This window comes from Pigmentiphaga humi, assembly GCF_900606115.1.
In the GTDB taxonomy this organism is placed as follows: Bacteria; Pseudomonadota; Gammaproteobacteria; order Burkholderiales; family Burkholderiaceae_B; genus Pigmentiphaga; species Pigmentiphaga humi.
This window is the reverse complement of the sequence record NZ_UWPJ01000007.1, coordinates 15,404-27,240: the sequence shown is the minus strand read 5'-3', so window position 1 is coordinate 27,240 and position 11,837 is coordinate 15,404. Positions and strand designations below refer to the sequence as shown.

At 67.5% G+C, this 11,837-nt stretch carries 13 protein-coding genes; 4 read left to right on the top strand and 9 right to left on the bottom strand.

Annotated features, from left to right (window positions below; translation table 11 throughout):
* Nucleotides 1-6 precede the first annotated feature (6 nt).
* From PIGHUM_RS03480 to PIGHUM_RS03465, 4 genes are all read left to right on the top strand, one after another.
* Nucleotides 7-768 carry an IclR family transcriptional regulator gene (locus tag PIGHUM_RS03480; protein ID WP_124077869.1) on the top strand — a complete coding sequence of 254 codons (762 nt, stop codon included), beginning with the start codon at nt 7-9 and terminating at the stop codon, nt 766-768.
* 270 nt (nt 769-1,038) lie between these two features.
* On the top strand, nt 1,039-2,364 hold the full coding sequence (locus PIGHUM_RS03475; RefSeq protein WP_124077868.1) for an LLM class flavin-dependent oxidoreductase: 1,326 nt from the start codon (nt 1,039-1,041) through the stop codon (nt 2,362-2,364).
* Nucleotides 2,365-2,457: 93 nt separating this feature from the next.
* Nucleotides 2,458-3,054 carry an NADPH-dependent FMN reductase gene (locus PIGHUM_RS03470; RefSeq protein ID WP_124077867.1) on the top strand — a complete coding sequence of 199 codons (597 nt, stop codon included), beginning with the start codon at nt 2,458-2,460 and terminating at the stop codon, nt 3,052-3,054.
* A 101-nt stretch (nt 3,055-3,155) separates the two neighbouring features.
* Nucleotides 3,156-3,590 carry a MarR family winged helix-turn-helix transcriptional regulator gene (locus PIGHUM_RS03465; RefSeq protein WP_124077866.1) on the top strand — a complete coding sequence of 145 codons (435 nt, stop codon included), beginning with the start codon at nt 3,156-3,158 and terminating at the stop codon, nt 3,588-3,590.
* Between the two features lie 57 nt (nt 3,591-3,647).
* On the opposite strand, the gene PIGHUM_RS03460 is transcribed toward PIGHUM_RS03465, so the two are convergent.
* From PIGHUM_RS03460 to PIGHUM_RS03420, 9 genes are all read right to left on the bottom strand, one after another.
* Nucleotides 3,648-4,820, bottom strand: a complete 1,173-nt coding sequence (locus PIGHUM_RS03460) for an MFS transporter (RefSeq protein WP_124077865.1) — start codon at nt 4,818-4,820, stop codon at nt 3,648-3,650.
* Nucleotides 4,821-4,868: 48 nt separating this feature from the next.
* Complete coding sequence (locus PIGHUM_RS03455; protein ID WP_246012887.1) at nt 4,869-5,384, bottom strand: MarR family winged helix-turn-helix transcriptional regulator; 516 nt, start codon at nt 5,382-5,384, stop codon at nt 4,869-4,871.
* A gap of 188 nt (nt 5,385-5,572) precedes the next feature.
* On the bottom strand, nt 5,573-6,190 hold the full coding sequence (locus PIGHUM_RS03450) for an isochorismatase family protein (protein ID WP_124077863.1): 618 nt from the start codon (nt 6,188-6,190) through the stop codon (nt 5,573-5,575).
* 12 nt (nt 6,191-6,202) lie between these two features.
* Entirely contained in the window at nt 6,203-7,234 is a 1,032-nt protein-coding gene (locus PIGHUM_RS03445) for a 2,5-dihydroxypyridine 5,6-dioxygenase NicX family protein (protein ID WP_124077862.1), read from the bottom strand.
* 2 nt (nt 7,235-7,236) lie between these two features.
* Nucleotides 7,237-8,064 carry an alpha/beta fold hydrolase gene (locus PIGHUM_RS03440; protein ID WP_124077861.1) on the bottom strand — a complete coding sequence of 276 codons (828 nt, stop codon included), beginning with the start codon at nt 8,062-8,064 and terminating at the stop codon, nt 7,237-7,239.
* Nucleotides 8,065-8,124: 60 nt separating this feature from the next.
* On the bottom strand, nt 8,125-8,880 hold the full coding sequence (locus PIGHUM_RS03435; RefSeq protein ID WP_124077860.1) for a maleate cis-trans isomerase family protein: 756 nt from the start codon (nt 8,878-8,880) through the stop codon (nt 8,125-8,127).
* Between the two features lie 17 nt (nt 8,881-8,897).
* Nucleotides 8,898-9,896, bottom strand: a complete 999-nt coding sequence (locus tag PIGHUM_RS03430; protein ID WP_425466665.1) for an amidohydrolase family protein — start codon at nt 9,894-9,896, stop codon at nt 8,898-8,900.
* Nucleotides 9,874-10,395, bottom strand: a complete 522-nt coding sequence (locus tag PIGHUM_RS03425; RefSeq protein WP_124077858.1) for an aromatic-ring-hydroxylating dioxygenase subunit beta — start codon at nt 10,393-10,395, stop codon at nt 9,874-9,876. The genes PIGHUM_RS03430 and PIGHUM_RS03425 overlap by 23 nt, the downstream gene beginning before the upstream one ends.
* Nucleotides 10,396-10,531: 136 nt before the next feature.
* A complete protein-coding gene (locus PIGHUM_RS03420) occupies nt 10,532-11,833 on the bottom strand; it encodes an aromatic ring-hydroxylating dioxygenase subunit alpha (RefSeq protein ID WP_124077857.1) in 1,302 nt (433 codons plus the stop codon).
* Nucleotides 11,834-11,837: the final 4 nt, after the last annotated feature.

Here is an 11,837-nt window from a genome sequence, read left to right as displayed (position 1 = left end):
CTTTTCATGGCGGCACAGCGAATCAGCGGCGGCGTGGTGGCGCGCGCCAAGGCCATCATGGAGATGCTGGCGGCCAGCCCCGAGCCGTTGGCGATCGTCGAGATCGCGGATTCGCTGGGGCTGGCGACCAGCACCGTCCATCGCCTGCTCAATGAACTGGTCAATGTCGGCTGGGCCGACCGCGCGCCCATGCGCCGCTACCGCGCCAGCGTCGAGTTCTACCGGACCAGCGCCACGGCGGGGCGCAGCGTGCCGGGAATGACGCTGGCGCGCCAGTTCCTGCTCGACACGGTTCGACAGTGCGACGAGACCTGCCTGTTCGCGACTGCGCTGCCGTCGTCGCACGCGATGATGCTGGCCGAACGGGTGGATGCGACCAAGCCGCTGCAATACCGGTTCCTGATGCAGCAGCCGCTGTCGCTGCTGCGGGGCGCCCCCGCGCGCGCGATCCTGGCTTCGCTGCCCACCGAGGAAGCGAAAGCTGCGCTGGCCAAGGGCGACGAGACGATGCCGCGTCCCGCGCGCCCGATCCCCGACATCGAACAGGAATTGGACAAGGTGCGCGCGCGGGGCTACTCGCTGACGCGCGGCGAGATCCTCGAATCGGCGGTCGGGCTGGCCAGTCCTGTCTATGGGCCGGGACGCAGGGTGGTCGGCGCGATCGCGCTGGTGATCCCGGCCATGCGGTTCCGCGATTCGTCCGAGGCGGCGTATGCGCGCCTGATCGCGTCACAGGCGCGGCGGCTGTCGGCGGCAATTGGTATGTAACCCCCTGAATATAGACCCCCCTACGCGCTGACGCGCGCCCCCCAGGGGGCGGCACTGGCGGACCGGAAGGAGAGACCACCCCCTACCCGCTACGCGGGCCCCCTCAAGGGGGCGGCATTGGCGGACCGGCAAAGCCGGATCCGCTGTGCCCTGGGTCTAAGTGGCATCTGTTTTATGTGTTGCGGATAGGTTGCCACGTGACCTGGAATATCGAAGTGCAAGGAATTTAGTTGACTTTAGTCAATCAATAACCACCAATGGAGCAAGGCGATGGCTGTAAAGAATTCTTCGATGATCCTGTCCGCGTCGGTGATGCACGGGCTCGGGATGCATTTGGGGGCATGGGCGGCGCGCGATGGCGAGGTGACGGATTATCTGCGGCCCGAGATGTACCTGCAGATCGCCCGGACCGCCGAGGCCGGCAAGCTGCATGCGATCTTCCTGGCGGACGGCATGACCAATGCCGAGGCGGGCACCGAGCGGCCCTGCGGATCGATGGATCCGGTCACGATCCTGGCGCTGATGGCGGCGGTGACCAATCGCATCGGCCTGGTCGGCACCGCTTCGACGACATACAACCAGCCGTACGATCTGGCGCGCCGTTTTGCGACGCTGGACCACCTCACGCGCGGCCGCGCGGGCTGGAATTCGGTGGCTACCTTCCTGCCGGCTGTGGCGAGCATGTTCGGCGGCGGCACCTTGCCCGATCATGAGAGCCGCTATGCCCGCGCCGACGAATTCATCGACGTAACGCTGAAGTTGTGGGATAGCTGGGAAGACGACGCACTGGTAGGCGACAAGGCGAACAAATTGTTCGCCCATGCCGGGAAGGTGCACGAAATCAATCATGCCGGGGAATATTTCTCGGTGCGCGGCCCGCTGCCGTTCGCCCGCCCGCCGCAGGGCCGGCCGGTCATTTTCCAGGCGGGCGCTTCGCCGGAGGGGCGCGACCAGGCGGCCAAGTACGCCGACGTGGTCTTCACCGCCCAGCATCTGCTGGAAGGAGGCGTGGAGTTCCGCTCCGACATGCGCCGCCGCGCGCAAAGCTATGGCCGCCACCCCGACCAGATCAAGATCCTGCCCGGGATCCTGCCGGTGCTCGGCGCGACCGAGGCGGACGCATGGCGGCGCAAGGACATGATGGATGAAGCGCTGGGCCTGGGCCCCGAACTGCTCAAGCTCGCGCGCCGCGTAGGGCTCGATGTGGAGGTGCTCAAGCTCGACGAGCCGTTCCCGGCCCACCTTCTCGGTCCCGATGAGGCGTTCTCCGGCTCGATCGGCTTTCGTCGCACGCTGGTGAACCTGGCCGTTAAGGAGAAGCTGACGGTGCGCCAATTGCTGGCGCGCTACGGCGGCGGCCACCAGCAGATCGTCGGCACCCCGGAGCAGGTGGCCGACATCATGGCTACCTGGCTGGAGGCCGGCGGGGCGGACGGCTTCAACCTGATGGTGGACATGCTTCCCTCGGGCTTCGACGACGTGGTCGGCATGCTGGTGCCAGAACTCCAGCGGCGCGGCATGTTTCACCGGGAGTACGAGCACGCGACGCTGCGCGAGAACCTGGGTTTGGGAGAGGGTCCCTTCCCGACGCGCTGACGCGTGCCCGGCATGGTAGGCCCCAGCCGCTGCGCCCCGGGTCGGTGGCGTATTTTCACGTGCGCTATGGATATCTGATATGGAGTCACTGTTATGAATGATCTGTCTTTCGGCCAGGGCCGTCCGCCCGTGATACTGGGAATCGGCGGTACGCTGCGGCCGTATTCTTCGTCGGAACTGGCGTTGCGCCTGGCATTGGAGGAGGCGCGCCGCCTGGGAGCGGAAACCGAACTGCTGGTCGCGGCGGATCTGGGCCTGCCGATGTACGACCCGGCCCAGGCGCACCACGTCGAGGCGGCCAACCAGTTGTTGGAGGCCGTGCGCCGGGCAGACTGCGTGATCTTCGCCACGCCGGGCTATCACGGCGGCATCTCCGGCTTCCTGAAGAATGCGCTGGACTATTTGCAAGGGCTTGCCGACGACCCCGATCCCTACCTTCACAACAAGGCGGTGGGGTGCATCGTATCGGCGGCTGGGTGGCAGGCGGGCGCCACGGTGCTGGCGTCGGTGCGCGCGACCATCCACGCGCTGCGCGGCTGGCCTACGCCGCTGGGGGTCGCCATCAACTCGGCCCAGGCGCCTTTCGGGGCGGACGGCAAGGTGGCCGACGCCAAGGTAGGCGAGCAACTGGCGGCGCTGGCAGGGCAAGTCGTGACCTTTGCCCGTGCCAGGGTGGGCGTCCACCTGTAGGCGGTTCTTGCCTTGATCCGCGCGTCGACGCACTATTCGTCTGCTCCTGCCAGGCTCCCGTTTTCCTGCGCAGAAGCGATGTCCACAGACGGAGGTGGCGATTGAACACGAATCCGCGCGCGGTTGCGGTGGCCGATGCGCGTTATCTGATGCGCCTGGCCTTCCGGATGATCGATGACGAGGCGCGGCGGGCAGGCGTCGAGCCTCTGGAGCACCAATTGCTGGTGCAGCTGCAGGGGAGCCGGGACGGCACCCGGTCGGTATCCGAGCTGGCGGTCCGGCTCGACGTCTCGCTGGCGCTGTCGTCGCGGCTCGCTGCCCGGCTGGAACGGCGCGAGCTGGTCGTGCGGATTCCCTCGTCGGCCGACCGGCGCGTCACCCTGATCCGCGCCACGGCCGCCGGCAACGACGTGGTGCACACCGTGTCCGCCGCGGTCCAGCGGCGCTTCCGCCATCTGCGGGCCGAGTTCAGCCCGCAGATGCGCCAGGCGGCGCTGACCGTCTGGGCCAACAATTTCGGCGTCCGGCCATCCTGATTCCGTATCCCGGGGGCACGAGCCTGTCGGGTTGCCGCGGGCGGGGCAAGAACGTGCCTACCCCCGGCGGCTGTCGCTCACCAGCCGGTAGATGCACCAGGCCAGCGGCAGGGCCAGCATGGCGAAGCCGGTCCGGTAGCTGTCGGTGAGGTCGGACACAATGCCGAACAGGGGCGGCCCGGCGACGACGCCCAGGAAGGTGATGGCCGAGGCGCCGCCGGTGATGCTGCCGGCCGAGCCGGCCGGCGCGCGGCGCGCCAGTTCGGCCAGGTAGACGCCGTTCCAGCCGATGGCGGCCGCGCCGAATATGCACAGCAGCACGATCAGCAGCCGCACCGGCACGGCCGTGGGGACGAGCGCCACGGCGACGCAGCAGGCCAGACTCAGCAGGCCGAGCAAGGCCAGCGTGCGCAGCGCTCCCAGGCCGCGGTCCGCGACCCAGCCCCAGCCTATGCGTCCCACCACGCCGGCGAACTGGCAGGCGGACGAGGCCAGGCCGGCGGCGACCAGCGTCAGCCCGAGTTCGACGTGAAGAAAGGTGACCAGGTAGGTGGTGAGCGAGACCTGCACCGCCGAATACAGCAAAGAGCAGATGGACAGGATCCGCAGCGGCCGGCGCGACCAGACTTGCCGGAGCGGCGCGAGAACGTTGCGCAGACGGCCGCCCGGGCCGGCGGCGTGCGTGCCCACGTCGAGCGCGGCGCGCAGGGGCTGCGCGGCCAGCGCGCAGAGGGCGCAGGCCGCCGCCACGACGAGGATGCCGGCCTGCCAGCTGCTGTGCATGGCGATCGGCGGTACCAGCGCGGCGGCCAGCATGCCGCCCAGCGGCACGCCGGTCTGCTTGAGCGAGAAGATCAGCGACATGTGGCGCGGCGAACTGGTGCGGGCCAGCAGGTGAGAACTGGCCGGCGTGATGGGGCCGTAGCCCATGCCCAGCAGCAGCGCGCCCGCCAGCATCGGGCCCAGTTGGGCGGCGCTGGACAGCGCCAGTCCGCCTGCGATCAGCAGCAGGCCGAACTGGCTGGCCCGGATCGCGCCCAGCCGGGGCACCAGCGTGCCGGCGGCCAGGCTGCCGATCACGGCGCCGATGTAGGCGATGCTGATGTAGTAGCCGACGAATACCGCAGAGAGTCCGAGGGTGTCGCTGACCGCGGGAGCGACCATGGGAAGTGCGAGCAATGCCATCGAGGCCGTGGCCTGGATGGCAAGCGTCAGGATGAGCCCGAGCATGCATCGATCCGTGTTGCGGCGGCGCGGGCGCAGCCCGGCCGCGGGAAATCAGAGGTCGGCCGCGGCCCGGCCGTAGTGATTGTTCGCCTGGACCAGTTTGGCCAGCAGCCGGACGAAGGTATGCTGGTCTTTCTTGTTCAGGGGCGAGATCAGGCGCTGCTGGGCGCGGTTCATGCCCTCCTGCAGCAGCCCCATCACCCGCAGGCCCTCGTCCGTGATGAAGGACTGGCGCGAACGGCGGTCGTCGGGATCGACGCGCCGCGTGACGTAGCCCTTGCGCTCGAGCCGCTTGAGCACGTCGGCGGTCGTGGTGCGGTCCAGGCCGAGTTCCCTGCCTATGGTCTTCTGGTCGCTGCCGGGCTGGAGGGACAGCGCGGTGAGTATGCCATATTGGACTGGCGTGATCTCATTGCTGCATTCCTCGAAGAACATTGCATAGTGGATCTGGTTCAGGCGGCGGGCCAGGTAGCCGGGGCGAGACCAGAGCACTTGTTCGGCGGGATCGAAGGCAGGCGAGGGTACCTCGTTGTCGGTAGCTCCCGATGGGGCTTCTTGAAGAGTCATCTTGGGGTGCATCGTCGATAGTATCCGCACCGGCAACCCGGCGCGTTTTGATCAGTATACTGCCGATCCTCGCCTGCCTTCCTCCACGGTGTCTCGCGCCATTTCCCGACCCAGGGCGCCGCGGATCCGGCTCCGCCGGTCCGCCAGCGCCGCCCCTGGGGGGCGCGCGCAAGCGCGTAGGGGGGCCTCTACCCCAGTGCCGCCAGCACTTCGTCGCGCGGCAGGACGGCGGCGTACTTCTGCTGCATGTCGAACAGGTTGGCCTCGTGCGGGCCGAGCGCGCGGTCGCCGACGCAGTCCGCGGCCACCACCGTGCGGAAGCCGTGGCACATCGCATCCACCACGCTGGCGCGCACGCAGCCGCTGGTCACCGCGCCCGCCACCACCAGCGTGCGCACGCCGCGCTGGGTCAGCCAGGCGGCCAGCGTGGTGCCGAAGAAGGCCGACGGCAGGGTCTTGCGGACCACCAGTTCGCCGGGCGCCGGGGCCAGTTCCGGCACGATGGCGCTGCGCGGATCGTGCTCCGTGAGCACCAGCAGGCCGGGAACCTTCTCGCTGAACACGTTCTGGTCGCCGGCATCGTCGGCGAACACGATGCGGGTATGGGCCACGGGCCACCCCCGCTGCCGCGCCTGGGCCAGCAGTACCGCGGTGCGCTCGATGGCCTCGCGGATGTTGCCGCCGCCGAACACCTCGGGGTCGGCAAAGCCGTTGACGAAGTCGATGATGAGCAGCCCGGCCGGGCCGCGCAGTTCGAGGTCGGCGCCGAATCCCTGGCGCTGGTAGGTCGAGATTTCCTTGTGCATGACGATTCCGGTTCAGTCGAGGACCTTGCCGCCGGCCACCACGTCCTGGCCGTCCAGGCTCACGGTGCAGTGGCGCAGCGGGATGTCGATATGGCAGGTGGTCGTGCGCGAGCCGCCCGCTTCGTTGTTGGGGCCGAGCGAGAACAGGAAATTGCCCTCGAAGGCGCGTGCATCCATGCCTATAGTAGCCTCGCGGTCGTAGAGCCCGAGCGTGGACCAGCGCGCGCGCGGCTGCAGCCCCCAGCCGATGTGCGAAATGGCATAGGCCTCCGGATCGTCGAACGAAGCCATGTAGTCGCGCAGCAGGTCGGCCGACAGGCCGCCCTCGATGCGGGTCGCGTAGCCTTTTTCCACCGTCAGCGTGATCGGATCCTGCACGTAGCATTTCTGCGGCAGCAGGATGTCGCCGCGGTCGATCACGATGCGGCCGCTGGCGCCGCCCTCGTCGGGCCAGGTCAGCGCAAAGCCGCTGGGCCAGTGGTCCCAGCGGCCCGGCTCGTCGACGAAGCCGTACTCGCTGATGGCGGGGAACTCGCCCAGCGGGCAGGCCAGGTCGGTGCCCGCGTCCGAGCGCACGCGCATCTGCCTGGCGGCCGCGATGCGGGCCGCCGCGGCCGTGACCCGCGCCTTGTCCTGCAGCGTCGGCACCATGCGCATCAGCACCTCGGGCGGCTCGACCGCCAGCAGGATCTTGGTGCCGGTCTGCAGGATCTCGTGCTGCTCGGGCGAGAACAGCAGCGTCATCAGGTCCAGCACCAGGTCGCTGGCCTTGAGCGCGGCGATCGCGGCGCGGTTGCCCGTCAGCGGCGTGGTGCCCAGGTAGGCCAGCGAGTCGCGGCTCAGCGCTTTTTCGCCGTTGATCGGCGGCAGGTCCAGCCGGTTGACGATGGCGCCCAGGGACTGCGCGGCAATGGTGGCGCAGGACAAGGTCTGCGGATGGGTGGAAGCGGACGTCAGGATGGTGACGGTCTGCCCGGCCTCCAGCCGCGACAGCGTCAACACCTCGCGCCAGGCCTCGATGAAGGCATAGTCGCTAATGGCCATGGTCAGACCTCCTCTCCCAAGAAGTTGCCGAAGGCCGCGTAGAAGCCTTCCTCGTTGTCCCACGGAATCATGTGGCCGGCGCCGGGCACGCGCACCGTCTGCATCGAGGCGAGCAGGCTGCCGATCTCCTCGACGTCGCCATCCTGCACCACGTCGCCGCGCTCGGCCGTCATCAGCAGTACTGGCTGTTCGACCTTGGGCAGGTCGGCATGGATGTCGTCGGTGTGGAAGCCCTCGAAGCTGGCCAGCACCGCTTCCTCGTCGCAGGTGTGCAGCCACTCGGCGCGCAGCCGCAACTGCTCTTCGGTCCAGGTGGGGCAGAACTCGCGCATGGCCTGCCAGTCCATGCCGGCGCGGGCGGCCTTCATGGAATCGACGTACCAGGGCAGCTTGGCCGGATAGGCGCGGCGTCCGGGCCCGGACACCGGCGGATCGACCGCGACCAGGCGCGCCATGGCCGGCATGCCGATGCGGGCGGCGCGCAGGCCGATGCGCGCGCCCATGGAGTGGCCGACGACGCTGGCGCGCGCCAGGCCCAGCGCCTCGGCCAGCGCGATCAGGTCCTCGGCCTGGGCGTCCAGGCTGTAGTCCAGGCCGGGCGCGGCGGTGGACAGGCCTCGTCCCCGCACGTCGAGGATGTAGGTGTCGAAGCGGCGGCCCAGCCGCTCGCCCACGAAGCCCCAGGTGATGGCGGGGCTGGTGATGCCGGGCACCAGGATGACCGGGTCGCGCGCGGCGCGCTCGCCCTGGTCCCCGCCGTACCGCAGATAGTGCTGGCGGATGCCGTTGGCGCGGACGTTGGCGCCGTAGAGGAAGTTGCTGTCTGACATGGCTGGCTCGCTGGATGCGTGAAAGGGGCAGGCGCGGCCGCTCCGGCGGCCGCTGCCGGATCAGTAGGCGCCTGAGAGCAATGCGCCCGCGCCCGGCACGATGGGCTCCAGGCCCAGCGCCTTGAGCATGGCGTAGGTCGTGGCGACGGCGGCGGTGATCACCGGCTTGCCGGTCAGCGCCTCGACCTTGGCGATCACCGGCAGCGAGGGCATCTGGACGCAGGCCGACAGCACGATGGCATCGACATCGCCGGTGTCCATCTGCGCGACGATGGCGGGCAGGTTCTCCGGGTCGTGCCGGCCCACTTCCAGGTTGTCGGGAATCTCCAGCGCGCGATAGTCGGCCACGTCATAGCCCTCGTGGCGGATATAGTCCACCACCAGCTCGGTCAGCGGCTTCATATAGGGGGCCACCACCACGATGCGCTTGGCGCCGATCACCTTCAGGCCGTCGATCAGGGCGCCGGCGCTGGTGATCACCGGGGCGTCGCCGCCGTTGGCGGCGGTGTGCTTCTTGAGCCGGCTCTCGGACTGGCGGTGATAGCCGCGGCCCATGGCCATGATGGCCACCAGGCAGGCATAGCCCAGCACGTCCACGCGCGCGTCGCTCAGTTCGACCGCGCACCGGTCGGATTCCGCGTCCATGGCGGCCAGCTCTTCCTTGACCACGTGCTTCATGCGCATGCGGCTCGAATGGAAGGTGAAGCGCTCGGGCCGGATCTGCTGGCGCGCGGTCAGCATGGCCGGTATCTCGGTTTCCATCGTGGTGTTGGAGCTCGGCACGATCTGGCCGATGCGGAACAGTTGCTTGGTCATGGTCTTGTCGTCCAGATTCAGAGCTTGAGTAGGCGGGCGGCGTTGCCGTGGCAGATGGCCTCGAGCTGGTCGGGCGGCAGCGGCGCGCTGTCGATGAAGGCGGCGGCCGCTTCGGTCGATTCATAGGGGTAATCGACCGAGAACATCACCGCGTCGGCGCCGATTTCTCCCACGGCGCCGAGCAGCGTGGGATGCGAGCAGACGCCGGAGGTGGTGATCACCAGATTGCTGCCGATGTACTGCGAAGGCTGCCGCTCGAGCTCGATGCCGAAGGGATAGGCGGCGAAGCGGCTGTCCAGGCGCCAGCGCTGGAAGGGCAGGAATTCGCCCATGTGGCCGAGGATCACCTTGAGACCGGGGAAACGGTCGAACACGCCGCCGAACAGCAAGCGCAGCGCGTGGCTGGCCGTCTCCACGCCCCAGCCCCAGCTGGCCCCGGTCAGCACCGGCATGCCTTCCAGCGCATGCAGCGGACGCCAGGGGTAGGCCGGGTGCAGGTACATGGGCACGTCCAGTTCCTGCATGCGGGCCCAGAACGGATCGTAGTCGCGTGACTCGTAGTAGCGGCCCAACGTATGGCCGTTGACCAGCGAACCCTTGAAGCCCATCTGCGCGACGCAGCGCTCGAGTTCGCGCGCGGCTTCGAGCGGATCGTGCATGGGCAGCATGGCAAAGCCGGCGTAGCGTTCGGGATGGCGGGCGATGCGCTCGGCCAGGAAGTCGTTGTTGGCGCGCGCCTTGGCGATCGCGGCCTGCCCGTCGGGCTCGGCCTGGACTCCGGGGCCCGATTGCGACAGCACGACCAGGTCGATGGCCGCGCGGTCCATTTCGTCCAGGCGCAATTCGTCGAAGTCGTTCAGGCGCTGGGCCAGTTCCTTCTGGGTGGCCGGGTCGATGAAGCTGAGGAAACTGTTCGAATATTCCTCGAAGCCGGGCATCATGAAGTGTTCTTCGAGCGCGATCTTGCGGTGGGTTTGCACTTGGATACTCCCTTTAGACTGGATAGACCAGGTCATTGGCAATGACCGACGATTCGTAGACGACCTGGCGCTCCTGCAGCAGCAGCTCGTCGCCGTCGCGCTGGAAACGGTCGTAGTAGGTGCCGGCCAGGTGCAGGGTGGTGGGGCCCTCGACCAGGGTCTGCAGCAGCACGAAATTGCATTGCGCCACGATCGTGTCGTCGCTGCCGTCGACCACGCGGGCGTTCGAGAGCACGTGGAGCATGGTGCGCGGCGCGAACATCTGCGTGCGCGAGATCGCCACCGCGCGATCGTGCAGCATCGGCCGCCCCTCGGCGTACACCAGCCCCACCGGCAGGTTCAGATCGGCATTCTCGCGCGCAGTGATGCGATAGACGCAGTCTTCCGTGAAGAACTCGGGCCAGCGCTCGATATCGCCGCCATCCAGCGCCGCGCAATACTCCGCATTGAAATGCTCCACCAACGGCCGCAGCGCCATCGCCCGCCGCGCATCCACCCGCGCCGCCTGATATCCAGAAATCTTCAATTCGCTCATCACAAAATCCTTCCATACCTGATCAGCAGAGGATCAAAAGAACACATCACCTCTATCCAAGACACCCTCCCCAGACCCAGGGCACCGCGGATCTGGCTCTGCCAGTCCGCCAGGGCCGCCCCCTGGGGGGCGCGCGTCAGCGCGTAGGGGGGAGCTCCATTACTTTTCTGTAGTACTGATACATCCCGCGGATCGCCGCTTCCGAAATCAGCGAATTCGACGTGCCGGTATTGGCCGCATCGAGCTTGACCACGTTCATGTCGGAGCTGCTGCGGCGCACACCTTCCTGCACGAATTTCATGGCCTCGTTGTCCTCCAGGCCGAGGAAGCCGGCCGGCCCCATCAGGTTGCCCTGGCGCAGCCGGTGGCGGATCATCTCGGGGGTGTCGTCTTCGTAGCCGAACATGGTCCAGAGCATGATCATGCTGTTGGGACCGTTGGGCACGATCTGGCGCACGCCCAGCGTGTTCATTTCGCGCTGCACGATCAGGTTGGGCCAGATCGTCTGCATCGTCACGGACCAGGGCGAATCGAACTCCTTGACGAACTCCAGGAAGCGGTCGTCCTGCAGACGCATGCCGTCATGGAAGGAGCGCATTTCCTTCTTGGTGTCGTCGCTGATGGCGGCGTACTTGTCTTCTTTCTTGGCCGAGGCCATGGTGCCGTGGCGATGGTGCACGGGGTCGGCGATCATGGCCGAGTCGTTGCCCGCCACCAGCAGGCCGAACACCACCAGGAAAGAGTGCAGCAGCGTGGCGTGGTACGGATCCTTCAGGTTCTCGTGATACATCTTCCAGTTGCAGGGCAGCTCGTTCTTGTAATAGCCGAGAATCTTGAGCGGCTTGCCTGGGAACGCGACGTCGAAATCCTTCAGGATCTCGGGCGTGAGGTACTCCTCGATGGGCTCGACCTCGTCCGAGTACGAAGCGAAGATCACGCCGTTGCGGGTGGTGACGCGCAGCTTGAGCAGCCCGTGGTCTTCGTTGCGGAAATCCTTGGGCATGCCGCCCTGCTTGGCCACGCCGCGCTTGAACGGGATGCCCTGCAGGTTGCCTTTCAGGTCGTAGGACCATTGGTGGTAAGGGCAGACGAATTCCTTGGCATTGCCCTGGCTGGTGCGGCAGAACTCGGCGCCGCGGTGCGCGCAGCGGTTCTCGAACACGGTGATCGCGCCGTCTTCGGCGCGCGAGACCACGACCGGGACCGGGCCCACGTACGAGCGCTTGTAGTCGCCCGGGTTGGGAATCTCGGCCTCCAGCGCGACGAAGTTCCACGTCTTGCCCTTGAAGATGCGTTCCATCTCGCGGTCGTAGACGGACTGGCTGGTATAGACCCAATCGGGGATCAGGTGTTCGCCGTCCTCCGGCCACGCGTAGTCTTCGGCCGGGCCGTTCTTGGCGCCGACGGTGTAGTCGAGGATTTCCTGGTTCTTGTACATGATG

Excerpts from the sequence above, each read along its gene's own strand:
- PIGHUM_RS03445 (WP_124077862.1), bottom strand. The coding sequence starts at position 7,234 with ATGGCCATTAGCGACTATGCCTTCATCGAGGCCTGGCGCGAGGTGTTG.
- PIGHUM_RS03430 (WP_425466665.1), bottom strand. The coding sequence starts at position 9,896 with ATGACCTGGTCTATCCAGTCTAAAGGGAGTATCCAAGTGCAAACCCAC.
- PIGHUM_RS03435 (WP_124077860.1), bottom strand. The coding sequence starts at position 8,880 with ATGACCAAGCAACTGTTCCGCATCGGCCAGATCGTGCCGAGCTCCAAC.
- PIGHUM_RS03470 (WP_124077867.1), top strand. The coding sequence starts at position 2,458 with ATGAATGATCTGTCTTTCGGCCAGGGCCGTCCGCCCGTGATACTGGGA.
- PIGHUM_RS03460 (WP_124077865.1), bottom strand. The coding sequence starts at position 4,820 with ATGCTCGGGCTCATCCTGACGCTTGCCATCCAGGCCACGGCCTCGATG.
- PIGHUM_RS03475 (WP_124077868.1), top strand. The coding sequence starts at position 1,039 with ATGGCTGTAAAGAATTCTTCGATGATCCTGTCCGCGTCGGTGATGCAC.
- PIGHUM_RS03420 (WP_124077857.1), bottom strand. The coding sequence starts at position 11,833 with ATGTACAAGAACCAGGAAATCCTCGACTACACCGTCGGCGCCAAGAAC.
- PIGHUM_RS03480 (WP_124077869.1), top strand. The coding sequence starts at position 7 with ATGGCGGCACAGCGAATCAGCGGCGGCGTGGTGGCGCGCGCCAAGGCC.
- PIGHUM_RS03450 (WP_124077863.1), bottom strand. The coding sequence starts at position 6,190 with ATGCACAAGGAAATCTCGACCTACCAGCGCCAGGGATTCGGCGCCGAC.
- PIGHUM_RS03440 (WP_124077861.1), bottom strand. The coding sequence starts at position 8,064 with ATGTCAGACAGCAACTTCCTCTACGGCGCCAACGTCCGCGCCAACGGC.
- PIGHUM_RS03425 (WP_124077858.1), bottom strand. The coding sequence starts at position 10,395 with ATGAGCGAATTGAAGATTTCTGGATATCAGGCGGCGCGGGTGGATGCG.
- PIGHUM_RS03455 (WP_246012887.1), bottom strand. The coding sequence starts at position 5,384 with ATGACTCTTCAAGAAGCCCCATCGGGAGCTACCGACAACGAGGTACCC.